The 25,477-nt window shown below is 37.1% G+C and carries 20 protein-coding genes and 3 pseudogenes; 9 read left to right on the top strand and 14 right to left on the bottom strand.

Features of this window, described 5'->3' with window-relative positions:
- The first annotated feature begins 137 nt into the window (after positions 1–137).
- A complete protein-coding gene (locus R4Z09_RS01630; protein WP_338450681.1) occupies positions 138–1,484 on the top strand; it encodes a sodium-dependent transporter in 1,347 nt (448 codons plus the stop codon).
- A gap of 742 nt (positions 1,485–2,226) precedes the next feature.
- Positions 2,227–2,514, top strand: coding sequence for a hypothetical protein (locus tag R4Z09_RS01625; RefSeq protein ID WP_338450680.1), 288 nt, complete (start codon positions 2,227–2,229; stop codon positions 2,512–2,514).
- 93 nt (positions 2,515–2,607) lie between these two features.
- Here R4Z09_RS01625 and R4Z09_RS01620 read toward each other — a convergent pair.
- From R4Z09_RS01620 to R4Z09_RS01610, 3 genes and pseudogenes are all read right to left on the bottom strand, one after another.
- Positions 2,608–2,883 (bottom strand): annotated as a pseudogene (locus R4Z09_RS01620) (aldehyde dehydrogenase family protein); the annotation flags it as partial.
- Between the two features lie 8 nt (positions 2,884–2,891).
- Positions 2,892–3,131 (bottom strand): hypothetical protein, encoded by a 240-nt coding sequence (locus R4Z09_RS01615; RefSeq protein ID WP_338450678.1) that lies wholly within the window; start codon positions 3,129–3,131, stop codon positions 2,892–2,894.
- Between the two features lie 666 nt (positions 3,132–3,797).
- A complete protein-coding gene (locus tag R4Z09_RS01610) occupies positions 3,798–4,178 on the bottom strand; it encodes a Fic family protein (RefSeq protein ID WP_338450677.1) in 381 nt (126 codons plus the stop codon).
- Between the two features lie 629 nt (positions 4,179–4,807).
- Between R4Z09_RS01610 and R4Z09_RS01605 the strand changes: the two genes are divergently transcribed.
- Together R4Z09_RS01605 and R4Z09_RS01600 are read left to right on the top strand one after the other, a co-directional pair.
- The gene (locus R4Z09_RS01605) at positions 4,808–5,710 is read left to right on the top strand and encodes a LysR family transcriptional regulator (protein ID WP_338450676.1); all 903 of its coding nucleotides are present in this window, start codon (positions 4,808–4,810) and stop codon (positions 5,708–5,710) included.
- 551 nt (positions 5,711–6,261) lie between these two features.
- Positions 6,262–7,497: an MFS transporter gene (locus R4Z09_RS01600; RefSeq protein WP_338450675.1), complete on the top strand. Its 1,236-nt coding sequence runs from the start codon at positions 6,262–6,264 to the stop codon at positions 7,495–7,497.
- 584 nt (positions 7,498–8,081) lie between these two features.
- Here R4Z09_RS01600 and R4Z09_RS01595 read toward each other — a convergent pair.
- On the bottom strand, positions 8,082–8,342 hold the full coding sequence (locus tag R4Z09_RS01595) for an ATP-binding protein (protein WP_338450674.1): 261 nt from the start codon (positions 8,340–8,342) through the stop codon (positions 8,082–8,084).
- Between the two features lie 163 nt (positions 8,343–8,505).
- On the opposite strand from R4Z09_RS01595, the pseudogene R4Z09_RS01590 reads away from it, so the two are divergent.
- A pseudogene (locus R4Z09_RS01590) lies at positions 8,506–8,934 on the top strand (ATP-binding protein); the annotation flags it as partial.
- A gap of 578 nt (positions 8,935–9,512) precedes the next feature.
- Here the strand turns inward: R4Z09_RS01590 and R4Z09_RS01585 are convergent.
- Both R4Z09_RS01585 and R4Z09_RS01580 read right to left on the bottom strand, forming a co-directional pair.
- Positions 9,513–10,607 carry a zinc-dependent alcohol dehydrogenase gene (locus R4Z09_RS01585; protein ID WP_338450673.1) on the bottom strand — a complete coding sequence of 365 codons (1,095 nt, stop codon included), beginning with the start codon at positions 10,605–10,607 and terminating at the stop codon, positions 9,513–9,515.
- Positions 10,608–10,740: 133 nt separating this feature from the next.
- The gene (locus R4Z09_RS01580) at positions 10,741–12,018 is read right to left on the bottom strand and encodes a Rieske 2Fe-2S domain-containing protein (protein ID WP_338450672.1); all 1,278 of its coding nucleotides are present in this window, start codon (positions 12,016–12,018) and stop codon (positions 10,741–10,743) included.
- A 263-nt stretch (positions 12,019–12,281) separates the two neighbouring features.
- Here R4Z09_RS01580 and R4Z09_RS01575 point away from each other — a divergent pair, with 263 nt between their 5' ends.
- From R4Z09_RS01575 to R4Z09_RS30965, 4 genes are all read left to right on the top strand, one after another.
- Positions 12,282–12,524, top strand: a complete 243-nt coding sequence (locus R4Z09_RS01575; RefSeq protein ID WP_338450671.1) for a hypothetical protein — start codon at positions 12,282–12,284, stop codon at positions 12,522–12,524.
- Between the two features lie 441 nt (positions 12,525–12,965).
- Positions 12,966–13,913, top strand: a complete 948-nt coding sequence (locus R4Z09_RS01570) for an amidohydrolase family protein (protein WP_338450670.1) — start codon at positions 12,966–12,968, stop codon at positions 13,911–13,913.
- Positions 13,914–13,981: 68 nt separating this feature from the next.
- The gene (locus R4Z09_RS01565; RefSeq protein WP_338450669.1) at positions 13,982–14,812 is read left to right on the top strand and encodes an extradiol ring-cleavage dioxygenase; all 831 of its coding nucleotides are present in this window, start codon (positions 13,982–13,984) and stop codon (positions 14,810–14,812) included.
- A 176-nt stretch (positions 14,813–14,988) separates the two neighbouring features.
- Complete coding sequence (locus tag R4Z09_RS30965; RefSeq protein WP_422392240.1) at positions 14,989–15,201, top strand: Spo0E family sporulation regulatory protein-aspartic acid phosphatase; 213 nt, start codon at positions 14,989–14,991, stop codon at positions 15,199–15,201.
- Positions 15,202–15,215: 14 nt separating this feature from the next.
- Here the strand turns inward: R4Z09_RS30965 and R4Z09_RS01560 are convergent.
- From R4Z09_RS01560 to R4Z09_RS01525, 8 genes and pseudogenes are all read right to left on the bottom strand, one after another.
- Positions 15,216–15,788: pseudogene (locus tag R4Z09_RS01560) on the bottom strand (tyrosine-type recombinase/integrase); the annotation flags it as partial.
- A 685-nt stretch (positions 15,789–16,473) separates the two neighbouring features.
- Positions 16,474–17,607: an alanine dehydrogenase gene (gene ald / locus R4Z09_RS01555; RefSeq protein WP_338450668.1), complete on the bottom strand. Its 1,134-nt coding sequence runs from the start codon at positions 17,605–17,607 to the stop codon at positions 16,474–16,476.
- Between the two features lie 121 nt (positions 17,608–17,728).
- Positions 17,729–18,532, bottom strand: a complete 804-nt coding sequence (locus R4Z09_RS01550; RefSeq protein WP_338450667.1) for a fumarylacetoacetate hydrolase family protein — start codon at positions 18,530–18,532, stop codon at positions 17,729–17,731.
- Between the two features lie 47 nt (positions 18,533–18,579).
- On the bottom strand, positions 18,580–20,004 hold the full coding sequence (aspA, locus tag R4Z09_RS01545) for an aspartate ammonia-lyase (protein WP_422392279.1): 1,425 nt from the start codon (positions 20,002–20,004) through the stop codon (positions 18,580–18,582).
- Positions 20,005–20,285: 281 nt separating this feature from the next.
- Entirely contained in the window at positions 20,286–21,623 is a 1,338-nt protein-coding gene (locus R4Z09_RS01540; protein WP_338450665.1) for an aspartate aminotransferase family protein, read from the bottom strand.
- A gap of 117 nt (positions 21,624–21,740) precedes the next feature.
- Entirely contained in the window at positions 21,741–23,192 is a 1,452-nt protein-coding gene (locus R4Z09_RS01535) for an aldehyde dehydrogenase family protein (RefSeq protein ID WP_338450664.1), read from the bottom strand.
- 38 nt (positions 23,193–23,230) lie between these two features.
- Positions 23,231–24,427, bottom strand: a complete 1,197-nt coding sequence (locus R4Z09_RS01530) for an amidohydrolase (RefSeq protein ID WP_338450663.1) — start codon at positions 24,425–24,427, stop codon at positions 23,231–23,233.
- Between the two features lie 29 nt (positions 24,428–24,456).
- Complete coding sequence (locus R4Z09_RS01525) at positions 24,457–25,464, bottom strand: cyclodeaminase (RefSeq protein WP_338450662.1); 1,008 nt, start codon at positions 25,462–25,464, stop codon at positions 24,457–24,459.
- Positions 25,465–25,477 lie beyond the last annotated feature (13 nt).

The raw sequence follows: 25,477 nt of genomic DNA, 5'->3' as shown, positions 1-25,477 counted from the left end.
CTTGATTATGTTATGATGTAAAAAGACATCGGAGGTTAATAAACAAACGTTTGTTTAATAGATATGTTTGCCCTTTCATGCATTTTGGATTACATACATATTAGCTTTCGGATTGATTTATTTTGGAGGAATATTTTATGGAAAAAAAGACAGAAAAATGGTCATCGAAGCTGGGATTCATTTTATCTTCAGCAGGTGCTGCCATTGGTTTGGGGGCTATTTGGAAATTCCCTTATGTCACCGGTATGAGCGGCGGCGGAGCGTTTTTTCTTATCTTTGTTATTTTTACGTTAATAATCGGACTGCCAATGCTTATCTCAGAATTTATTATTGGCCGCGGCTCCGGAAGGGAAGCTATCAGCGCTTATAAAACATTAGCTCCTAAAAGTTTATGGGTGAACCTTGGCCGCCTTGGCGTGGTAGGCTGCTTCCTTCTCCTCTCCTTTTATTGCGTTGTCGGAGGGTGGGTATTCATTTACAGCCTGTTATCCATATTTGGCAAAGTGATTCAAAATGGAGCTAACTATCCAGAGCTATTTGGCATGATCACCGGAAGCCCCGTTATTACGATTGTCGGACTAGCTATTTTCTTACTTGTTAACATTGTAGTTATAGCCCTTGGTGTGCAAAATGGGATTGAAAAAGCCAATAAATATATGATGCCGCTGCTTTTCATCTTTTTTATCATACTAGTGATTCGCTCTTTAACTTTGGATGGTGCAATGGAAGGCGTGAAGTTTTTCCTTGAGCCCGACTTTTCAGAAATCACAAGTGAATCCGTTTTATATGCGCTTGGTCAGTCCTTTTTTGCCTTAGCCGTTGGATTCTCTTGTATGGTAACGTATAGTTCTTATTTAGATAAAGATGTCAGCATTCCTGCTTCGGCTAATTCTGTTGTGTTCATGAATATATTTGTTTCATTGCTTGCTGGACTGGCGATTTTCCCTGTCGTATTTTCCTTTGGTCTTGAACCAACCGAAGGACCGGGCCTACTCTTTATTGTACTTCCGACGGTATTTGGACATCTGCCGTTTGGGGAATTATTTTTAAGCTTATTTTTAATCCTATTTTTATTTGCAACACTTACTTCATCCTTTAGCTTATTAGAAATTATTGTGGCAGCTTTTACGGCCAACGGAAAATATTCGCGGAAAAAGGTCTCTTGGATTTCAGGAATCATTGTCTTCTTTGCCGGCATTCCTGCTGCCTTGTCATCAAGCCTGCTGGCAGATTTTAAATGGCTTGACAGGACAGTATTTGACCTGACCGACTTTTTAGTCAGTAATATCATGCTCCCGCTCGGAAATCTATTTATTGCGTTCTTTATTATGTATAAAATGAATCAATCTCTTGTAAAACAGGAGTTTTTCCTGGCTAATACTTTATCGCAGCCTTACTTTCACACATGGAAGCTCTTAATGAGATGGGCAGTCCCAATTGTAATTATTCTTGTGTTTTTAAGTACAACTGGGATTATAGATTAATTCGGAGGGTGCCCTAAAAATTTGCTTTTGGGACACCCTCTTATTTTTAAAAAACTTACCCAAAAGTTATTCAATAATTATCCAATAATATATAGACATCTATAATTAGTGCGTGTTATAATGTGAATAAATACACAAGTAATAAAACGTAGGAGATTTAAAATGAGTGCTTGTAAAGTTTGCAAAAAAAAATTAAAGGATAATGATTAGATTAAATTGGATTATAGAAACAGATTAACCCATTGTACATGTGATAGTTTAAAGTCTAATCTGGAAGATTTAGATACATTTAAGAGTCTAAAAAGTAAATACTTCTTTCAATTAAAAACAGCTCATTAACGATCATTACAATGGATTCTTCTTCAAGGAATATTCAAACATTTCCAGGTAAATATATGTTAGAATGTGAATAAATACACAAACGATAATAAAAGAGGAGACATTTATTATGGGAGTTTGTAAAGTTTGTCATAGAGAATTTAAAGACAGTGAATGGATTAAAATCGATTATCGAAACAGATTGACTCATTGCACCTGTGATAGTTTACGCTCTGATTTAAAAGACCTTGATACGTATAAGAACATAAAAAACAAATACCACTCTTTTATCAAAGTGGCTAGTTGATGTTATTTTTAAGAAGTAATATAAACCCTTACAAATGTTGGTGTCAGGCACCGTAAAAAGGCATTCGCAGTATATTTGTCCATTTGTGGTGCCTGACACTCCTAAGGAGATGATTTCTTGGTTAGAAAAAATCGTGTTTGGCTGCCAGGTGCAAAATATCATATTACACGCAGAGGCATACGTCAGTACCCCCTTTTCCATGATGATTATGATCGAATGCAGTACATGAAACTGTTGACAGAAACAAAAGAATTATACCCCTTTCATCTTCCCGCCTATTGCCTCATGACAAGCCATATCCACTTTCAAATGGAATTGGTAGAAACCACTACGAGCTATTTCATGAAAACCTGCATACAAAGTATGCTAAATACTTCAATAAACGTTACAGCTTTTGAAAAATAAAATTGGATCTGAGTTCATTACTTCTAACTGATAGAGGTTAATCGTTATATTCATCTTAATCAAATCAAAGAAGATCTAGTTAAACTCCCCGAAGACTATCGATTTACAATTTACACTTTGGTCATTTACATGAATCATTCCAGTCTCTATTTTTAATGCTACTTCAACACCCTGCTCTAAATCCCTGGTAAAGACAGAACCGCTTAAACCATATTCACTATCATTAGCGATTTTAATGGCCTCTTCTTCGCTATCTACTGGTAAAATGGCTGCAACAGGCGCAAATTGTTCATTCTGTGCGATGGCCATAGCATTCGTCACATTCGTTAGAATAACAGGTTCCATTAATGTCCCTGTCACATTGCCCCGGTGGATAATCAGTTGCTCTCCCTTCCATTTATTTCATTATTTTCCTTCAATGAACCATCCTGTAAAACGTTTTGTGAAACAAGATTTTCCAGGGGTGCCTGTGCACCCATTATAGTAAACAATTGATATGCTGCTTGTTGTTTACAAAATAAGCAGCATTCCTTTCTTTTTTCTGGAATTTGTTTCACATGTGGAGCAGGTAATACACGTACTCCTTTTGTGACATGATCTTTACAAACCATTACCATCGAAAATCCCCCATTTTCGTTACTATTTTCAATAGTAAAAAATTAGTGAAGTTATTGTTTTTATCCATAGGCGAATCGTATTAAGACGTAGAGATCTATATAAACCATATTAAATTTCTCAACGTTTATTCCCCCTATTTATTCTTGTTTATACTGTCCTCAAAAAGACTAGTCAAGGAATGGAGGAAGTCATGTCGAAATTCGGGTAAATGCCCAGGGACGCGGGGACAGGCACCTTGGTCCATTCAATTGACAAGACCATAAAAAAGTGTGTAGGACAAATAGTTCTATACACTTTTTTTATGGGAAGTAACACCACTGTTTAGAATTTCAATCTGCTTCTTGAGAAACTGAAGAAAAGAACTAAACACCCCTGAAGTACCACTTCCGACAGCGGTTAATCTTACTATTCTAGCAAATCTCGATCTTTTCGGAGCATTAGAGTGAAGCGAATCCTTATTCTATTTCAATTTAGGGTCGCGGTGCTCCATGTCCCCCCTAGTATTTTGTAACGTTCATCTTTTTCTTATATAATGTAAGCGTATTCCTATTCTAAAATATTTCTAATAATAAGTATACAGTTGATGTCTCCCATTTTTTCTATTAATTTTGGTTTGAATCATACCAAAATTAATAGAAAAAACAGGAAAATCAATAATTCGCACTTTAAACTGAAGTTTTGAAATAAAAGTGAATTAAATTGAAATTGCAAACTTCGAAAAGAAAGTGCAAAAAGAGTATGTTTTGTAAAAAGGTAAATCCATCCTTCATTAGCTCTAAGTTCAGTAATAGACGTGCTGTACGACCATTTCCATCAATGAATGGATAAATACCAACAAAATTGGCATGCAACATCGCACCGCGTTCAACTGGATGAAGGGATGTTGCTCCTGAGTGATACCATGTCATCATTTGCTCCATTTGTTCTTGAATTAAATAAGGAGCTGGTGGTATATGTGAGGCACCGGAGATAAAAACCATTCGATCGCGATAGACACCTGCATAGGCATCATCAATCCCTTTCAATACTATCGATGTAAATTCCAAATCTGCCACTCAGATACGGGTTCTTCTTTATGGACAATTTCCTCTACATAGGCAATCGCTTCCCAGTGGTTAATGACTTCTAAATGCTCACGCAGCGTAAAATTGGTATTATACGAATAGTATAGATTTTATTAATTCTTTAGCTGTCCCCTTTGAAAAGCTTTATAAATAACTTAATAATCGGTAAATATAAAGAATTAAGCTTTCATCAACATAATCGGATGATATAAAACTATATAATCCGATTGTTAACTTAAAAATTGATTGTGGTTACCGCCTCAAATACTCTATACCTAACTTTTTTTATGCCCACCAGTATAAAATTTAATTATGGCATTATAACCTTCTATAATGACTTCAATAATAATTTTCAAGAACTAGCCAATCTCCTAAAAATGAAGAGCCCCTCAGAGATGGTTGCTTTCCATTGCATTTATTTTATTACTTGAAATATTAATTAATAGATTTTAGAAGACTAATGGTCGATTACATTGGAGACCAATCCTTTATTATTTTTTAAAAATTATTTTCACTACATAAACAGTAAATTATATCTATTTGATAGTTTATTAGTCATATATTAAAATTATTAATAGGTAATGCAATGATGAAAAAGGGAGAACACAATTATGGAATTAAAAAATATTGAAGCATTCCTCATGGTAGTAGAGAAAAACAGTTTTTCGGCTGCGGCTGATGCTTTATATATAAGTCAACCAACCATCAGTGTACGAATTCAACAACTTGAAAATGAACTCAATTGTACGCTATTTGATAGAGAAAATGGAAAGAAAACAACATTAACACACGTTGGTAAAAAAGTGTATCCCTATTTTCAGAAGGCCGTTCAACTCATTGAAGAGGTTCAAGATGTAGTGAAAGTGGAACCTGAACACCTCAAAGAAATTAAAATATCCTGTATCAATCATATGGGTGTGGAGATCATGCCTGAATTATTGAAAATATTATATGACTGCTTTCCTAGCTACGAGTTCCCAATCGAAATCAGATCAACTGAGCAACTTACCGAAGATATTAGTACTGGAAAAGTGGATATAGGATTTGCATACCATTTTGAGAAAGGAAGTCATCCAGATCTTTCAGTAATTAAGATAGCCAATGAACAAAATATACTTGTTTGCGCACCTGATCATCCGCTTACAAAGTTGGAAAAAGTAACTCCGTCCAATTTAGAAAACGAACGGATAATCGTATACAATAGCGAGTTTGTTACCACTAAAAATATAGAAGAATTTTTGGAAAAAAACCGTTTGAAAGACTATAAAAAAGCAGAAATTAGTAATGTGGGCTGGTTAAAAATGATGGTTCGTAAAGGATTAGGTATTGCTTTTTTACAAGAGATTATTGTAAGAGAAGAACTTAAGAATGGTAACCTAAAAAAAGTTCCTCTTAGTAAGTCTCTTCCTCCTACTCCCATTTATCTAGTATTACATTCTAAATTGCCTCAAAATATAAAAGAAACAATTATCGAAACATCCAAAATGATCTTTGGTAAATTCGAAAACCTCTAATTCATTTTAATTTTTACAGATATCCTCGTAGGTTCTATTAAAAAAGTCCAGCTAAATTTTTAGCTGGATTTCCTTGTTTAGAAATAGATTTTATATAACTATGTTCTCATTCGACTAATCGATGAGCATGGGGCGGCTGGAAAAACTTCTTCTGCTGCCGTCCCGATGTTATTTTAACCATTTTTTAATATAGCCTATTAACTTATTATAGTTTTTAATATTATCATACTAATAAAGTTATTAAGATTATTAATATGCCCTATGTAAATTATCAATTTGAATTATAAATAAATGGTTGTTATTCTATTTTTACTGAATAGTTTCAATTTATTCACTATTTTAAAATAAAACAAATAGGAGGGATCATTGAAATAATTATCAATTTAACTTATATCGATTAAAGGAAGATATTATGTTAAAAAAGTATTTCGCTTTCATTCTTATTATTGTAAGCACTTTCAGTTTAATTGCTTGTAATAAGAATATAGTATTGGAAAGGTACTAAGAAGTTATTCGATTCTTAAAAAAACTTATAGGGGGAATAAGAAAAAATGAAAAATAAGTTGAAATTGGCTTTTGTCGCCTTATTCATTGCTTGGTTAGCCTATTTACTTTCATATGTAAGTAGAATGTCCTGGACTCCAATTATTCCTGTGGCTTCAGAAGACATGGGTATTAACGCTGCTCAAGCTGGAAGCTATATGACAGCTTTTTACATTGGCTATGTTATTACACAGATTCCTGGCGGTTTTCTCGTTGATAAATATGGTTATCGTAAGGTCTTGCTTTCATGTTTTACAATGCTGGGGATATTTACTTTACTTACAGGATTTGCACCAAATTTTGAATTGGGAATGGCCACAAGGGTAATAACCGGAATGGGTGCAGGGGCTATTTTTTCAGCAGGTATTGTGTTAATTAATGATTGGTTTCCTGAAAATAAGCGCGGACTGGCGAATGGACTTTTTATGACATCTACTTCATTAGCCGTTTCCTTGGTAAACCTTTATGTCCCTACCGTTGCTAATGGTTTTGGTTGGAGATATGCGTTTTACATTGGGGGTATTCTTCCGTTAATCGCGTTAGTGATCGGATTCTTTGTTCTTAAAGAATTCACTCCGATTTCTCAAAAGAAAAAAGAAGGTCAAATTAATAAAGTTTCTGGCAGTGATATGCTGTCACTGCTTAAAAATAAGAATCTAATGTTAGTAGGGATTGCAGGTTTTGGCGGGCAATGGGCTACAACGGCAATTGCAACGTGGGCGAATTCGTATTTAAATAAATCGTTGCATCTTAGTTTAGTCCAAGCTGGTTTGCTCATGTCGATCTTTGGATTTGCAGCATTGTTGTCTAAACCAATTACAGGGATTTTATCAGACTACGTTAATCGAAAAGCTCTTACGGTTGGGATTTTGGTTTTATTAGGTCCAGTGTTAGTCTGGTTCGGAATAAACAAAAATCTTCCATTAGTCTATTTGTTAATTCCATTGATGGGAATTTTAGGATATGCATTTTACCCTGTTTTGAATACGATAATTGGCCAATCGGTAGAAAAAAGACTATTGGGAACGGCATCCGGTTTAGTTAATATGATTTGGCAACTAGGTGCGATGATCTCGCCATTGGCTGTAGGTGCCGTGATTGATGCAACAGGCAGTTACTTTTATTGTTTCGCTACAATGGCTGTTGCACCATTCTTAGGAGGACTAGTATTCCTATTTATTAAACTGGAGAAAAAGGCAGCTGTCCATAAGCAAAATACTGAAGAAGATACATTGATCTCTTAAAAGACCTGCAACAAGGTTATATCACGCTATTAATAACAAAATAAGATGGATAAATACCTCTATTTTTTAGGGGTATTTTGTTATTCCTTTACTCTTATTAACAAGCTATTAATGTTTTCTATATTCAGGAGAAAAAGTATCAACTTGAAATCAGCTTATTTTTGTAAGAAAATAAAACTAGAAAATAAATAAAAAACAAAGGGGAAATGAAAAATACTATCTCGCAAAGATAATGAGCTAAAAAGTTCTTGTTTAATATTTCTTCTCATCAATGTACTCTGCGCTGCGTCATTTTCCTTTTTCATGATTTCCTTCAAATAAATTTCCGTGGTTGTTACTTTCTTAACAGAAGAATTCCCTTCTGAACCCCCATCTTCATTTTCAAAGAATACCCTATAGAGGATATTATAATACAATTATTACAATAATTAAACAATTTAACTTTTACCTAGCGCTATTCATCCCCCAACTACTCCCTAGGCTTATAAAAGACGAACTTAGTTGGCGTTTCAGGCTTTATTGTAAGCGTCAAGTACATTTGAACAAATTTGCTTATTAATTTTGAATACTTTCTTCTTTAATAATTATTTCTCATGTTTCATTCTATAACTTGAATCATTAAAATGAACAATTTCTGCACGATGAATGAGGCGATCCAAAATAGCTGTTGCTACACCAACGTCACCTAACAGTTCGGTCCACTCTTTTGGAGAACGATTAGAGGTTAAGATAATAGACGAATTATTGTACAAGTCATTGACCAATTGAAAAAATAAATTTGCTTCTCTTGGATCCATGGCCGTATACATTAAATCATCAATAATAACTAAGTGTGATTCTTTCATTCTCTAATCTTTGTTTGGGACTTTCTCGTTATATCCATAGTTTTCAACGTATGTACCAAGTCGCCCATTGAAATAAAAGAAACTTTGTAACCTTACTTGATGGCTTCTAAATCCTAATCCAACCGCCATGTGTGTTTTACCATTATGGTAAGCTTTCCATAAAGGAAAAACTCACCTAGGAACGGCTTTAGGCGTGAAGGCTTGTGAAATGGGGTATAAAGTCCGTTTTTTCAGAGTGGCTGATTTAGTTGGACAATTAGAAGAAGCGATGAAACAAGGCACTTTACATAGATTAAAACGGCAGATTGAGAAGTGCAACTTGCTTATACTCGATGAATTGGGGTACGTCCCTTTTCAAAAGCAAGGATCGGAATTATTATTTCACATAATTACGGACTGTTATGAGCAAAAGAGTGTGATTGTAACTTCCAATTTGGAATTTGGTCAATGAAATCGGGTTTTTGGGGATAATCGTCTAACTTCTGCCCTTTTGGACAGATTGGTTCACCATGCGCATGTCTTAGCCTTCGCAGGGGAAAGTTACCGGTTGAAAAATGCCCTTTCTTCCGTAGTAGAACCGGGTGGAGTTTAATGGAAAATACTAAATTGCAAGCCTATGTAAATTTCGCTGCATTTTTCTGCACTTTCTGCTTGCAAAAAACACGCCTTACCATAGAAGCTTAAAAAGCTATCATAAGGTGAGGAATTATTTTAGTAAATAAGTGTTCAATATTATTGATCGTAAACTGTTCACTTTAGTCTAGCACTAGCACTTACATTTATCATTCTCCAGAAAAATATAGTCCTACTTTGGCTGGAAGATTTGTTGAAATGACAGTAAAAATGGAAAATGTAGAAGTAAAAGTCTAATTCAGAGATTGAAAAAATTGGGACCCCAGTATATTAACAAGTAATATCACCCACTGTAAGTAGCTATTGAGCTAAGAAAGGTGATTGCTGAAAAAGGGCAATCTCTTTATGCACTAAATAAGAAGATTAGTGGAAGAAAGGAGTCCATTCTGAGCAAACTATCAGGGGCAAAATCTAAGTAAATAACCAGAGTCTTCTGTCGGGATATGATAATTGATAATACTATTTCAAACGTACACTTTACCTTCAGACAGTAAAAAGCCCCTCTGTAACAGGGGCTATTTTTATGGATGTAACGATTTAGAGCCACGGAGAAACGGTTACTAATAATCGGGAAGGGTCGGTTTCTCCGGCAGCCGTTCTAAGTGCCAGATCCGTGTCGCTTAATTTAAAGTTATGGGAGTTCATCTTTGCGAGAGGGAACTTCCCAGATGCAATGAAATCGACTGCCATTTGGACAGATTTATAACTATGTCCGCGAACTCCCTTAACCGTTAATGTCTTATTGTAAATAATATCAAGATCAAAGTCATTAAAATGCTTGTATTTTGCTGCTCCCAATAATACAGTTCCACCTGTTTTGGCAGCCTCTAGAGAAGAGACAACCGGATCTGTCCCCCCGCTCGTTACATCAATTACAAGATCGGCCATTTTTCCATTTGTAATTTCTGATACCCTGTCAACCAAATTCTCGGAGCTTACATTCACTGTACAATCTGCACCTAATTCAAGGGCAAGTTTTAACCGTTCCGAACTGCTGTTTCTTCCTGTCATAATAACCGTTTCTGCTCCGGATGCTTTCGCAGCTAAAGCACATGCAAGCCCTTGTTGACCAGGGCCTTGTATGACCACTACAGAACCGGGACCTACTCCGCCCACAATTCGCATCCATTCAAATCCATTAGACAAAGGCAAAGCTAAGGCAGCCTCTATAGCCGGAACATGGGAAGGAATTTTGTGTAAGACGGCATTTGGATGTAAATACAGGTATTGACTAAAGCCGCCATACAGAGAAGGCTCAACAGCAATCGGAGTGGCTCCATAACGAATTCCATTTTCTCTGGGATTCGTATTGGAACACAGGCGATAGTAACCTGTTCGACACATTTCACATTGACCGCATGGAATATACTCTTCCATAACTACGCGATCCCCCTGCTTCACTCCCCATCGCTTTGAAGCCAATTCACCCACTTCATCAATATATCCGACGACATGGTGACCTAAAATCATTGGTGCTTTTAAATTTTCATAATAAGCGACATCGGTTCCGCAAACACCCACAATTTCAATTTTCAATATCCCTGTATCACTTTCGACCTCTGGTAGAGAAACCTTTCTAATTTCCGTATTCTTTGTTTCCGTTGCAACTGCTGCTAATGCTGCTCTAGACATATAATTCCACCTCTTTATTTTTTTGTGGGTAAAAATAATACTCAACGAATCGAAGAATATCCTCCGACCCGTTGAGTGTATTAACTCGGAACATTAATTTTAATATTATGAATTTTTAGTATTTTTTTCTTGATTAAACTGCCTCATAATCATGTTCACTTAATTGTAAAGCTTCCTTTGCTCCTTCTTGGAATGGCACTCCCTTTGGAAGTAAAACAGAAGCGGAACGAACATGATGTGAGCTAGGCTCAAGAGCTGGCAAGTCTTCTCCGTTTTCCAGCAATTTTACTGCTTTTAATAAACATTGTCTTGCCTTTATAATAGCCGTGTCACTTGTTCCCAACTTTTCTGTTGAACGATCCACAATCGGCCCTGCACTCGTTTGAACGGCGTGATCTTCCATTCCGATTCCAAAGATACCAGCGAATGATTCGCCTCTTCTCTGCATGTCACGATCAATTTGGAAATTATTGCTAGGATTGGCTTGTGTAATAAATGTACCAGGAATTAATAACGGATGAATGCCCGCCCCTGACGCCATTTGTGTAACTTCTTCTTCTGTAAGGTCGCGATCCGGTGTCCAGCTCCAAGTCCAAACCCAACAGTTATCATCATCAATAGGCACCCATGCATGTCCTCCTCTTGGAGCTCCTCCAAATGGCGGGATCATCGTATAAAAAGGCATTAGAAACTGTGTAATTCTCCAATAGAAGTTTTCCTCATCTGCTTCGCGTCTTGCACCGATTAATAAACCGTAATCAGTATCGACTACTTCAAAACGCGGTGCCGTATCTTTCCCTAACAAAGAAGCACTCTGACTCTTTCCAGAAACCCCAATGCCTCCAACTGAACCTGAGTGAAGGATTGAAACGTGACTTGAATCAATTCCGCCCTCTAATCCCTGAAAATAATTACATTGTTGAACTTTTTTTGAAATATATCGCTGACTATCCGAAACAAGCATCCATTCCTGTTCTGGTAATTCCGGCTTTAATTCAGGCGGTCCCATGTAAGTCCAAATCACACCGCCGCGTTCTTCGCAAGGATAGGATTTAATCTTTACTTTATTTTTAAAATTCGAATCTGGTTCAGAAGGGACATCCACACAGTTTCCTTCCGTGTCAAATTGCCAACCATGGTATGCGCATCTCAGTCCGCAATTCTCATTTCTTCCATAAAAAAGAGATACCTTGCGATGTGGACAATATTCATCAAGTAATCCAAGATTTCCATCTGTATCACGGAAAGCAATTAATTCTTCCCCTAAAAGCTTGACTCGTACCGGTGGACAATCCGGATGCGGAAGCTCCTCCGCCATAAGTGCCGGAATCCAATATTGTCTAAGAACATCGCCCATTTTTGTACCAGGTCCTGTTTGTGTTAATAATTGATTATTTTCTACTGTTAACATGTTTCATTCCTCCTGTTGTGGGTTTGAATTGATTTATGATTCTATTTTTATATAAAATTCTGATATTATCAAATTGATTCTTTTTATCGGCGGTATAGAAAAAACTAATAGACTTATAAAGGATTGTTAGCCTATTTATTTCTTTAATAGGGTTTATTAATAGAATCAATTTGGCTTATAAATATACTATCGATATAATAATATTAAAATTACGAATAGTAGAACTACTTTAGGTCTACTTCTTTTTAGAAAGGTGGAAAATAATGACGGATCAAGAATACGAACAATTAATTGTAAAATGTTATAGAAGTAAAACGGTTGCCATTCTGGGTTATGAAAATAACGGAGGACAGCAGCGGGCGAAGTTTCTAAGGAATCATGGGATTGAAGTTCTTATTGGTCTACGTCTTGGAGATGAACAATGGGAACTAGCGCAACAAGATGGGTTCACTGTTTTACCTGTTTGGGAGGCAGCTGAAAGGGCTCAAGTCATGCAAGTTTGGTAAGAAAAGAATACTTATCTCTTGCCAGCATTACCCTTTGCAGGACGGAAATTCAATATTCCTTCTACCATCTATGAGCTGAATAATAGATAAAGTTATATTAACGAATAAACTTAACTACATTTTCTTCTCATCGAGTCTGTCAAAAAGAGATTCGTTCACCCTTTTGACAGACTCTTTATTATTTTCGGGTTTTCATCGAATCCTGTTATCACATATTTATACAGTTATTTAATTTGTTAATATGAAGATTCGCCTTTTATGATAAATATGTTCATATAGGATAAACATGGATAATTAGTAACATTAATGATTGTATTAGGATAATTAATTTTGGTATTCAAAATTTTGAATACCTATTCTACTTGAGAAAAAAGAGGAGTGAAATGGAGAAAACATACAACGATGAAATGATCTTTAATACTAAATATAAGGAGCAGAAATATGCATGATTTCCATACCCACTTCATCCCTGTAGACGTTATTAATTGGATAAAAGAAAATCAAAAGGCTGTAAATGCCAGATGGGTCAATAAAGAGGAAAATATAGAGCCCTTTCTTGTTATTAATAACAAATGGGGATTTGAATTAAAAAAGTCTTTTATTGATTTTGAAGTATTTATAACTCAGCAAGAAAAAGTCGGAGTAACACATTCAATGATTTCTCCAATCCCACAACTTTTTTTGTATGATTTCCCATTGGAGATTACTACAGAAATTTCAAGAGTCTATAACAAGGCACTGGCTGATTTAAAGAAAGAGATTCCTGAGAAAATATCTGCTCTTGGAACAGTACCATTAATTAATCCAGTCAAGGCTGCTGAGATACTAAATGAAGCTATTAGTATTGGATTAAAAGGGGCAATTATTGGACCAGGATTAGGTCAACAGATGCTTTCGGATCCATTTTTTCAGCCATTTTTTGAAGAAGCAAACAGGCTAAAAGCAATCCTTTTTATTCATCCATTGTTAAGCGAAGATCCTCGGTTAAAGAATAGGATGATGCCTAACCTAATCGGTGTTCCATGGGAAACAACAGTCTGCGCGACTGATTTATTATTAAGTGGCATTATTGATAAATATCCTAATATCAAAATTCTATTTGCCCATGGTGGAGGATTCCTTCCATACCAAATTGGCCGATTAGCTAAAGGATATCAACAATGGAATCTTGTTTCTTCTAATTTACAAGCCTCGCCTTCTGAGTATTTAAAGCGTTTTTGGTATGATACGGTTCTTTGGAATCAAGATAGTATTGACCTTCTTGTGAAAACAGTTGGAGAGGACAGAGTTGTAGCAGGATCAGATTATCCATTTGACTTATGTGTATGGCCTCCAAAAGAAGTCAGTGAGAAAGGGGCTCACACTTTACTGGATTATGTCGCAAAGTAACAGATTGAACGTTTTCCGAAGAGAGAATAATAGAACCATGAGATAAAGATTAAGAGGAGGAATTATTAATGACTATCGAATTAAGCATTCTTGCACCACATGTTCCAAGTATTTGCCACGAGGATCAAGCACCTGATTTTCAACAAAATATGGTCGACGGGATGAAAGAAGTAGCAAAGGATATTGCTAATATTAAACCGGACGCTGTCGTATTAGTTTCCTGTCACTGGCCGTCGACTTTTGCCCACTATGTAGACTGTTATCCAGTTCATAAAGGGCTACTTACTGCTATAGAAGCACCGGAATTGATTAAAGATGTTCCATACCATTATCCAGGTGATGAAGAATTAGGGCTTCAACTTGTGAAAGCAGGTGTTGACGCAGGTATTACGGTAAAAGAAGTTCATGACAAATATTTTGTCTGGGATTATGGAACAGTGGTTCCACTTCGCTATCTTGTACCAAATGAAGATATCCCGGTAATTAATTTATCTGTAACATTAGCTGCAAACCTAGAAGAAACGTATCAATGGGGGAAAGTCATTGCCAAAGTATTACATGAATCTAATAAAAGGGTCATTTTTATCTCAAGCGGGGCACTGTCACATCATTTAGTTCGCGGTAGGCATAACAAACCATCTTTATCTGAACATGCACTTGATAAGGAATTCTTGAATCATGTAATGAAAAAAGATTATGAAAAGGCCTATAATATGCTTCCACAATATGCAAATATGGCCAAAGTAGAATCAGGAGGCCGCCACCTAGCTATGCTGTTCGGCATTATCAATCAAGAATGGGCACCAATCTACTTAGCAGATGGACAATCATCAGGTAGTTGGAATGCTCTGATAGCCTTTAAGAGAACGAACACCTCTCTTATATGTGAGTATTTTTAAACAAGAAGATACCGTTTCGTCCCGCCAAGACACATTAAAAAGAGTGACATCTTTGGATTATCGTGAAGGTGTCACCCCTTTTTATCAATAGTTTTGATTTTCCTATTTTGCGAACCTGGGTTGAATAGATCAAACCCTTCTACCAAAATCCATAAACAATTTATTTATAAAGAGGGGTGTGTATATTGAAATCTTCTCAATCTCCACTATTAACCGCTAATGAGCTATTATTATCTCATATTGAATATTTAAGAAAGAGGTTAGTTAACACGGGACTGACATACGGCTTTGATCACAAGATTACAATAATAGCAAGTCAGGAACTAGATTTATATATTTTGGCGTATCAAGAAACAAATAGAAAACTTTCATTACAACCATGTTCTTGAATTTATTTTAACATCTAATAACCAGCTAACCTTCTATCCTTTTCAACTTTATTATTCGTTACTTTTAACATCCACTTATAAAATATATGGATGAACATATGAGGATTTAATTTTTTATCAGGCTGACTATAGTCTTCAATCATGGTATGAATCCCACGAACCGTAAACCTTGAAGACCTCTGACTTTAAAAAAACATAGGGAGATGCCTCTGCATGCGGCTTCTTTTTTTTGAGCTATTTCTGCAGGGAAAATCAACCAATCTTGATTTCAGCCCACAATAAATTCGAAGTCGGGTCTGATCTAACCTTCAACCCTTTTCCTACGATTCTTATCCGTTTCATGTCTAAATCAATATCGGTTAATTTTAAGTTTGATAGATCATCAACACTCAGCCCGGCATATATAAACAAGTAAATAATCGCTCGATCTCGGCAATACTTTTCTTCCGGGTCTAATCCTTTACTTTTGACGGGTTCTTTCCTTATTATATTGAGCAATTCTTTAAACTCTTCTTCTGTCAGCCACATAATTTTTCAGAATCTTCGTCAGCAGATGTTAAATCTTGAATATCCAACATGGGATTTTGTTATTGTTTGCAGGATATGCTGCTTTATATATAAAGAGCTATGATCCCTCTGAATATCCGTCACTAGCACTTTCCCCATTTCAAAACACCTTGTAGCTCTTCACCGTACTCGGACATTACTTCATCCTATATTCTCCAAAATGCACGCATTTGTTCTTCATCATTGGAAAGCGGTTGATCTCTATTCATTCCTTTTGAAAAATAACCTAAACAAAGGGAACTTTTTTTAAATTAATATAATAATGTTCATTTTCAGTATTCTTGGTACCTGACACCAAGTCTTCGATGGATGTCGGCCTCCTTCTTCGAAGGTAATTACTGATTTGTTATTGTTACGTATACTATATCAAATTTGAATCAGCATTTATTCGTGCTGGTTGATCTTGTGTTCTAATTCATCTACTCCTATGAATATCATACAAATTCCCCTAATCCTGATTAACGTTAAATGTTGATATATAAAGCAAATATTTTTTCATTTTTAACATCTTTATTTGTATTGAATTGACTTTATTGTTTTTTAAACAACTATATTATCCTTATCCATTTATAATTAAAATATGTGAGGACATAGAAAATAGATGATTAGAATTAGATATATAAAAATCCCCAGTTTGACAATATTTATTGCCTTGTCAAACTAGGGATTAAAATAGAGCAACTGAGTTATATCATGTTTCCTAGTTTAGACAGAAACTATTTGATCATGCAATACCGTTTCAATTGGGATATAGTTATAACCATGTGCTTCAGCTACGGCTTTATATGTCACTTTGCCATCTGCTATATTAATACCTTTAGCCAAAGCTTTATTATCTAATGCAGCTTGTTTATATCCTTTATTTGCTATCTGCACACCATAAGGAATCGTCACATTTGTTAATGCGAGAGTCGATGTGCGTGCCACCGCTCCAGGCATATTTGCTACAGCGTAGTGGAGAACACCATGCTTTTCATACGTGGGTTCATTATGTGTTGTAATTCGATCAATCGTTTCAATTGATCCGCCCTGATCAACAGCGACATCAACGATTACTGAACCTAGACTCATGTTTTTTACCATTTCTTCCGTAACTAATCGAGGAGCACGTGCACCTGGAATGAGGACCGCGCCAACCAGTAGATCTGCAGTTTTTACAGCCTCTGCAATATTATGACTATTGGACATCAAAGTCTTTACGCGCCCTTGAAATTGGTCATCCAGTTGACGAAGACGATCAGCATTAATATCCAGTAAAGTTACCCTTGCACCCAAACCGAGGGCCATTTTAGCAGCATTCGTTCCAACAATACCTCCTCCTACAATAACTACTTCTCCTGGTGAAACGCCAGGTACGCCACCTAGAAGAACTCCCTTTCCACCTTTGGATTTTTCTAAGAATTGTGCCCCGATTTGAATGGACATTCTGCCCGCTACTTCACTCATCGGAGTCAGCAGGGGGAGAGAGCCGTTCTCTAATTGGATCGTTTCATAAGCAATGGCATTGACCTTTTTATCTATTAATGCCTTGGTTAACTCAGGTTCTGGAGCAAGGTGGAGATAAGTATAAAGAATTAAGCCTTCTCGGAAATAATCGTACTCTGTAGGAAGTGGTTCTTTTACCTTGATCACCATTTCAGCAGACCATGCTTCTTGTGCTGAAGATACAATTTTGGCACCTGCTTCGATATAATCGTTGTCTGCAAATCCGCTCCCTAAACCAGCACCTGTTTCCACCCATACATCATGTCCATTATTTTTAAATGTTGTCACTCCAGCCGGAGTAATAGCTACACGATTTTCATTATTTTTAATCTCTTTCGGTACCCCAATAATCATATTAAAAACTCCTTCTTCCATTCGATTTTTTATATTAGATTTATACACTGTTAAAAAACAAAACTCCTTTAAGTGAGACGCAGCCAAGTCTTCATCTTGATGTAAGCCAAAAATGATAATACTAGATTACATAATTAGATAGCTTACCGATATTCTCTACTTCCACAGATACGACGTCGCCTGACTTCATTGGACAACTGCCAGAAGGCGAACCTGTAGCCAACACATCACCTGGTTCCAAAGTCATAACTTGTGAAATCCAACTGATAAGAAAAGGAATGGAGAGTGACATCTGATTCGTATTTCCTTTCTGAACCACTTTTCCATTTAAAGTTGTGACGATTTGTAAATTTGTTGGATCGATACCTTTTACAATCCACGGGCCCAATGGACCAAAAGTGTCGAAACCTTTGCCGCGTGTGAACTGAGGATCCGTTTTTGTAAGATCTCTTGCAGTTACATCATTAAAAATGGTATAGCCAAGAACATAATCCATTGCCTCTTCTTCACTTATATTTTTTCCGCGTTTCCCAATAACGAGTGCCAATTCCCCCTCCATTTCCACCTGTTTGGTTAATTCATTGGAAGGAAGAATGATCTCCCCCTCATTTGGGATCAAGGAAGATGTCGGCTTTAAAAACAGAAATGGTTCCTTGAGATTAGCCTTTCCCCCAGTCTCCTGTGCATGTTCAGCATAGGTCCAGCCGAAATTAATCACTTTTGAGGGCGATACAGGCTCCAAAATTTTCACATCACTAGATTTAAGTCTTACACCATCAAATGTTAATTCATTGTTTACAATTTCAGAAAAATCACTGGACAATTGTAAAATTTCATCATCCTCAACCATTCCGTAATATATTTTACCGGTATGATTCTGATAACGAACAATTGTCTGCATTTTCTGTAGTACCTGTGTTACCATACACACCAACCCCATCTATAGTTTAAAGCCTTGCCCAAATCGTTTATTCAATCTGTATCTAATAGAGCCGCACCCGAAATTCCGGGTTTTGTCATCTCGTATGGATTTAAAATTAATTCAAGTTCCTCTTCCGTTAATACATCATATTGCAAACATAGCTCCCGTACTGGTTTTCCATTTAAGATAGCTTCTCTAGCAATACGTGCCGCTACTTCATATCCGATATGTGGATTTACGGCTGTAATAATCCCTACACTTTGTTCTACGTACTCTTTTAAACGTTCTTCATTTGCTTCAATGCTCCTTAAACAATGCTCTGAAAAAACATGGAATGCATTATTCATAATGCTGATCGACTGAAGCAAATTAAATACGAGAACAGGCTCCATAACATTTAGTTCAAGCTGACCTGCTTCTGAAGCTAGACAAATTGTATGATCATTACCTATGACTTGAAAGGCTACTTGATTAATCATTTCAGGCATTACTGGGTTGACCTTCCCAGGCATAATAGATGAGCCGGGTTGACGAGCCGGTAAGATAAGTTCAGCTAATCCTGCACGAGGACCAGAAGCCATTAATCGGATATCATTAGCTATCTTCGACATATTAATCATACAAACTTTTAAGCTAGCAGAAACTTCAGTATAAGCATCAGTATTTTGGGTAGCATCAACCAGGTGATCAGAACTTTGTAATGGAAGCTGACTTATACGTGCTAGGTAACTCACAACCTTTTCAATATAACGAGGATCTGCATTTAATCCTGTTCCTACAGCTGTTGCTCCGATATTTATCCGATATAAATGTTCACGTGATTGCTTAATACGTTTTATGTCACGCTCTAACACACGACGATAGGCTTCAAACTCTTGACCAAGTCTGATTGGAACAGCATCTTGTAAATGGGTCCGTCCCATTTTTATGATATGGTCAAATTTTTGGGCTTTTTCCTGAAACAAAGCTTGCATACTGCTCATCGTTTTTAATAATTTCTCTAATAAATGGAGCGTTGCTATATGAATAGCAGTTGGGAATACATCATTGGTTGATTGGGACATATTGACATGACTGTTTGGACTTAGATGCATATATGACCCTTTTTCATGCCCAAGCAACTCAAGCGCACGGTTAGCAATCATTTCATTTATATTCATGTTCATTGATGTACCGGCTCCACCTTGGATCGGATCGACAAGGAATTCATCATTTCTTTTTCCTTCAATAATCTCATCTGCAGCTTGGACAATGGCATTTCCTAGCCCTTCATATAAACGCTTCACATCCATATTAGCAAGTGCCGCAGCTTTTTTAACTATAGCTAAAGCTTTAATAAGTTCTTCATGAACCTTATATCCTGTTATTGGGAAGTTTTCAATGGCACGTAGTGTTTGTATCCCGTAATATGCTTGCTTAGGAACTTCCTTTGATCCTAAAAAGTCCTTCTCAATTCGTACCTCTTGTTTTTCAATCGTATTTACCACAATGCTACCCACCTTATTGATCAATCACCCTGCCTTTACATCATGTGATATATCGGTATTGGAAAAGGCTTTACTTGAACATCCCATCGGTAACTGAAAACCGATTTTTTCATACCGTTAGCAGAGTGATTTCATTGCAAATGAACTTGGACAAACTTCAAATTATCTATCTTGCCTTAGTTGGTTAGAGGCAGTATCGAATTTATTTTTTGATAATTACGACTTTTTGAGATAGATTCCCATATAAAGGTCATTAAATTATTTATCTATTATAGTGTTTTTTTAACTGCTATTAAGGAAGTATCAATAATCGAAATGATTTTTTCTACTTCATCCTTTGTGATACAGAATGGCGGTGCAAATGCAATGGTATCTTGACCCTCATAAACAATTGCCCGGCCGATCATATCATGTTTAAGGGCTTCCTCTACTACCTTAGGTGCAACCGATTCTTCGAATGTTGTTTTTGTTTCTCTATCTTTAAAAATTTCAATAGCACCAAGCAAACCAATCTGACGAATATTTCCAATTTCTTCGTGAGCTTGCTCTAAATATTTGAATCCTTTAAACAATTCTGCACCCATTTGATTTACATTTTCATTTAATTTTTCCTGTTCAATAATTTCTAAGTTTTTAAGAGCTACTGCGCAGGCCGTATTATGACCGCTGTACGTATATCCGTGGTAGAAGTTACCTTCTGTCAGTTCCGTTAACTCTTCTTTAAGTCTATCCGTGAATACTACCCCTCCAAGCGGAGCATAACCGCTAGTAATACCCTTCGCAATGGCCATCATATCAGGTACAACATCAAAGTTGTCGATTCCAAAGTTTTTACCCGTTCTGTAGAAACCATTGATTACTTCATCAGCAATGAACAAGATATCGTTTTGATCACAGATCTCACGAAGTTCTTTAAAGAAGTTTTGTGATGGTGGTAAGTTCACGCCGCCAGAACCTTGAACCGGTTCAGAAATGATGGCTGCAATGGTTTCTGCACCTTCACGCTCAATCATTTCCTTCAGTGCCTCAATGGATGAATCTACATATAGGTGGTCTTGAGATAATCCTGGGAAATCTCTGAATGGGAACAATCCTGTAGCAGGTGAAGCACCAATGGATACACCATGATAAGATTTGCCGCGAGAAATGATTTTTGTTTTATTTTCATAGCCTTTCATCTTCCAGTAGTAACGTGCTGTTTTAAATGCAGTATCATTTGATTCTGAACCGCCACATGTGAAGAACGTATAGTTCAAATCCCCAGGTGCCATTTCAGCAATTTTTGCCGCTAATCGAATAACTGGTTCATGGCTGTTCGTTGCGAATGTTGAGCTGTAAGCTAGTTTTTTCATTTGCTCCATCGCTGCAATGGCCAGTTCTTCTCTTCCATGGCCGATATTTACATTCCACAAAGAGGATAAACTATCAATGACTTCTCTTCCTCTTATATCTTTTAAATAGATTCCTTTTCCTTCTGTAAAAATAAATCCTGGTCCTTCTGTCTTTTGTTGTCTGAATGAAGTGGATGGATGAAAGAAATGCTTCTTATCAAGTTCAGCCAATTCCTCGTATTTTTTTTGTCCGCTTTCAGCTACTTTTAATAACATCGTAATTTCCCCTTCCAGGTATCAATTTTTTAATTGTATTTTTTCATCTATTAAGCTTTTAGATTGCCTGTTTTGTGGCTGTTTTTAAGCCTAGTGAAAGGTGTCCCTGCATTACAATTACACCGATTTTTTATAATTCAACTTAAAACAAACGACCTTTGGCTCTGTCATCTCCTGGATAGCAAACTTCACACCTTCTCTTCCCAGTCCAGATCCCTTCACACCGCCAAATGGCATGCCGTCAATCCGATAATCACTACTGTCATTAATCATAATTCCGCCAACATTCATTTTTTCGATGGCTTCAAATGCTTTTTCAATGTCTCTTGTAAAAATTCCAGCCTGCAATCCATAGTCCACATCGTTGGATTTTTCAATCGCGGATGAAAAACCATCAACAGGATATAGTAAAACAACTGGGCCAAATATCTCCTGTTGTGCGATGGTGCAATCTGCCGGTACATCTGTTAAGACGGTCGGAGAATAAAAGGCACCTTCACGCTTGCCTCCAATTAGGAGAGTTGCCCCTTTATCAACGGCTTCATTCACCCATTTTTCTACCCTCATCGCTTCCTTTTCATTAATCAATGGACCCATGTCTGTTGTTTCTAGCATCTTATCGCCCACTCGATATTGCCTTACCTGAGCAATGAACTTTGAGCAGAATTCATCGTAAATATCCTGTTCAATATATACCCGCTGGACTCCTAGACAATTTTGTCCCACTGCATAGAACGCTCCTGAAACGGTTGCTTCAACAGCATCTGGGAGATCGGCGTCCTTCAAAATGATGACAGGAGAATTGGATCCAAGCTCCATACTAATCTTTTTTAAACCTGCTTTATGGGCAATTTTTTCTCCCGTTTCGAGTCCGCCTGTAAAAGAAACCATCCGAATGGCTGGATGCGTAATTAATATATCGCCTATTTCCCCTCCATGCCCTGTGATAACGGAGATCACTTTAGGAGGCAAACCTGCAGCTTCAAAGGCTTCCGCTAACAGAAGAGCACTTAGAGGCGTAACAGTTGCTGGCTTAACGATAATGGCATTTCCTGAGGCTATAGCAGGACCGACTTTATGTGCAACTAAGTTGAGCGGGTCATTAAAAGGTGTAATGGCGGCAATGATTCCAATTGGAAAACGATAATAATAGCCAAGGCGATCCTCACTGCCTTCTCTTTGATCGAAAGGAATCGTTTCCCCATGTATACGCCTTGCTTCTTCAGCTGATATTTGCAATGTTTGGATACAGCGTTTCACTTCGGCTCTTGCTTGACGAATGGTTTTACTGCCTTCCAATGCAATCGTTTCAGCATATTTTTCGCTATTTTTATTTATATAATTGGCAGCCTTGTTTAAGATGCTGATCCTTTGGTGAACTGGCATCGAAGCAGCAATTCGAGCCCCTTCTTTCGCTTGTTCAATGGCAAATAGCATATCTTCTGCTGATGCTGCAGGAACATTTGTAATAAATGAATCGTCTTGAGGGTTTAATACTGCAATCGTTTCCTCTTTACTGATCCATTCACCCGCAAGGAACATTTTCATACCAAGTACTTCAGTTTTCATAAACAATCACACCTTCCTGAGAAGTTATAAAAGGATTATTAATCCTGCTTTAGTAGTTTAAGAGCAGATTCTGTAAGAATGGATACGCCCATTGGCAGACAACCTTCATCAATATCAAAAATATTCGTATGCAAGTCACGTGAAATTCTATCTGGAAGTGCACATCCAAGAAAGAACATGGCTCCTGGAATCTGACTTGTCATATATCCAAAATCCTCTCCGCCAAGTCCAAATGGTTTTTGAACGATTTTTATCGCTGGGTATAATTCTGTTGCAGCATTTTTTATCATTTCATTTACTTTTGGATCATTATTTAAAGCTGGCTCCCCTCGTTCCACTTCGAATGTATAGGATCCTCCGAATGGCTCAACCACTTTAAATGCTTGCTCCACCTCTTTCGCCAGCTGATCTCTGACTTCAGGTGAATAGGTCCTTAATGTACCTGTTATGGATACTTCTTCAGGAATGATATTGCTGGCAGTTCCCGTCTTGACTTGACCAATGCTCGCAACGGCTGTATCTAGTGCAGATATTTTCCTAGAGATAATTCCATAAAATGCTTGCAAGAAGGATCCTAGCATCCAAATGGGATCCGTGCCTAAATGCGGATATCCCCCATGCCCGCCTGTCGCTTTAATTTTCCCATAGAAAACATCGACGTTTGCCATACTATAGCCATCATTCACCTGTATGGTTCCTACAGGCTCCCATGGACACATATGAAGAGCAATGATGGACTCTACATTTTCCAATATCCCCTCCTGCATCATGCGTGGTGCCCCTGATAAACCTTCATGATCTGTCGCTTCTTCCGCAGGCTGGAAAATGAGCTTTACTGTTCCTTGAAATAATCCTTCTTTTGCTTTTTTTGCAAGAATTTTTGCTGCACCAAGTAAAATCGTTGTATGGGCGTCATGACCGCAAGCGTGCATAACACCTGGATTTTGTGATTGAAAGCCATGTTCATTTTTTTCCGTGATTGGCAAGGCATCCATGTCAGCACGAATCGCCACTGTTTTTCCTTCTCCTGATGAAATAGTTGCTACAATTCCTGTGTTAGCAATATTGGTTTGAATGGAGACACCTTCTATCCCCTTCAATGTTTCAGCAACAAATTGAGCCGTTTGAAATTCTTGAAAACTTAATTCCGGGTATTGATGAAGATGTCTCCTCCAGCCTACAAGCTGGTGTTCGATTGTCATTACCTCTTTGATAAGGTCATTCGTTACGATCATGAACGAAATTACCTCCTTTACTGAATATCCTACATCACTGTCAATTGTTTATGGTTATCAACCTTCATACCAATGGTTTCGAAGGCTTCAAGCATCTGATAAGAATATAGAGCGATGGCAGTATCCTGCACACCTGTGCCTGTTAAATCACAGACTGTTACTTCATGATCATTGATTCTTCCTGGAGATTTTCCAGCAATGATTTCGCCAAGCTCAGTTACATTATCCTCTTTATTCATTTTCCCTTCTCTAACTACATGATGGAGCTCACCTAACCGGATACACTGTGCCTTGGAATCACACACGTATCTATCTGAGTTTGCAATAACATTTCCTTCCAGCTCTTGTTTATCTTCAGCATCCGACCCCATCGCAGTAATATGAAGGCCAGGATGAAGCCATTCTGATTTAATCATTGGACTTTTCGCAGGTGTGGTTGTAACGACAATTTCACTGCCCTTTACAACTTGTTCAGGAGAGGAGGCTGGGATGACTGTGATATTCAAAGCAGCCTCCATCTCCTCTTTAAATTTCCGAACATTAGGTTCCGATCGGCCGTATACTCGTATTTCTTTGTAATCGCGAACAAGTTTAAGCGCTCTCATTTGATATCTTGCCTGTGCTCCCGTACCAATAACTCCGACAGTAGTCACGTCTTCTTTTGCTAGATATTTCGCTGCAATTGCTCCTGCTGCTGCCGTTCTGATTTCTGTTAAATAACCATTGTCTAGTAAAAAGGCTTTAGGCTCGCCCGTTTTCGTACTAATAAGCATCATGAATCCATTAGCACTCGGCAGGCCCAATTTATAATTATGAAAAAAACCAGAGGAGACCTTTAAAGCGAAAAATTCTTTATTTGGAATATACGCTGACTTCACATCTACTTCTCCGTTGTTTTCTTTCACATCAATACGCATAATCGGAGGCATAACCACTTTATTTGTCACTAATTGCTTAAAGGCGTCTTCAATAATGTGAATCACTTCTTTGTTTAACTTTATAAAAGAGCGAATGTCTCTTTCTGTAAAAATTTTCAAAATGGCTCACTCC

The sequence above is a fragment of the Niallia oryzisoli genome, from assembly GCF_036670025.1.
GTDB lineage: Bacteria > Bacillota > Bacilli > Bacillales > Cytobacillaceae > Bacillus_BD > Bacillus_BD oryzisoli.
Note: the sequence above shows the minus strand (reverse complement) of the source record. Positions and strands in the feature narration are given on the sequence as shown.

Coding starts and splice junctions, on each gene's coding strand:
- R4Z09_RS01630 (WP_338450681.1), top strand. CDS start 138: ATGGAAAAAAAGACAGAAAAATGGTCATCGAAGCTGGGATTCATTTTA.
- R4Z09_RS01615 (WP_338450678.1), bottom strand. CDS start 3,131: ATGGTAATGGTTTGTAAAGATCATGTCACAAAAGGAGTACGTGTATTA.
- R4Z09_RS01605 (WP_338450676.1), top strand. CDS start 4,808: ATGGAATTAAAAAATATTGAAGCATTCCTCATGGTAGTAGAGAAAAAC.
- R4Z09_RS01600 (WP_338450675.1), top strand. CDS start 6,262: ATGAAAAATAAGTTGAAATTGGCTTTTGTCGCCTTATTCATTGCTTGG.
- R4Z09_RS01595 (WP_338450674.1), bottom strand. CDS start 8,342: ATGAAAGAATCACACTTAGTTATTATTGATGATTTAATGTATACGGCC.
- R4Z09_RS01585 (WP_338450673.1), bottom strand. CDS start 10,607: ATGTCTAGAGCAGCATTAGCAGCAGTTGCAACGGAAACAAAGAATACG.
- R4Z09_RS01580 (WP_338450672.1), bottom strand. CDS start 12,018: ATGTTAACAGTAGAAAATAATCAATTATTAACACAAACAGGACCTGGT.
- R4Z09_RS01575 (WP_338450671.1), top strand. CDS start 12,282: ATGACGGATCAAGAATACGAACAATTAATTGTAAAATGTTATAGAAGT.
- R4Z09_RS01570 (WP_338450670.1), top strand. CDS start 12,966: ATGCATGATTTCCATACCCACTTCATCCCTGTAGACGTTATTAATTGG.
- R4Z09_RS01565 (WP_338450669.1), top strand. CDS start 13,982: ATGACTATCGAATTAAGCATTCTTGCACCACATGTTCCAAGTATTTGC.
- ald (WP_338450668.1), bottom strand. CDS start 17,607: ATGATTATTGGGGTACCGAAAGAGATTAAAAATAATGAAAATCGTGTA.
- R4Z09_RS01550 (WP_338450667.1), bottom strand. CDS start 18,532: ATGGTAACACAGGTACTACAGAAAATGCAGACAATTGTTCGTTATCAG.
- R4Z09_RS01540 (WP_338450665.1), bottom strand. CDS start 21,623: ATGTTATTAAAAGTAGCTGAAAGCGGACAAAAAAAATACGAGGAATTG.
- R4Z09_RS01535 (WP_338450664.1), bottom strand. CDS start 23,192: ATGAAAACTGAAGTACTTGGTATGAAAATGTTCCTTGCGGGTGAATGG.
- R4Z09_RS01530 (WP_338450663.1), bottom strand. CDS start 24,427: ATGATCGTAACGAATGACCTTATCAAAGAGGTAATGACAATCGAACAC.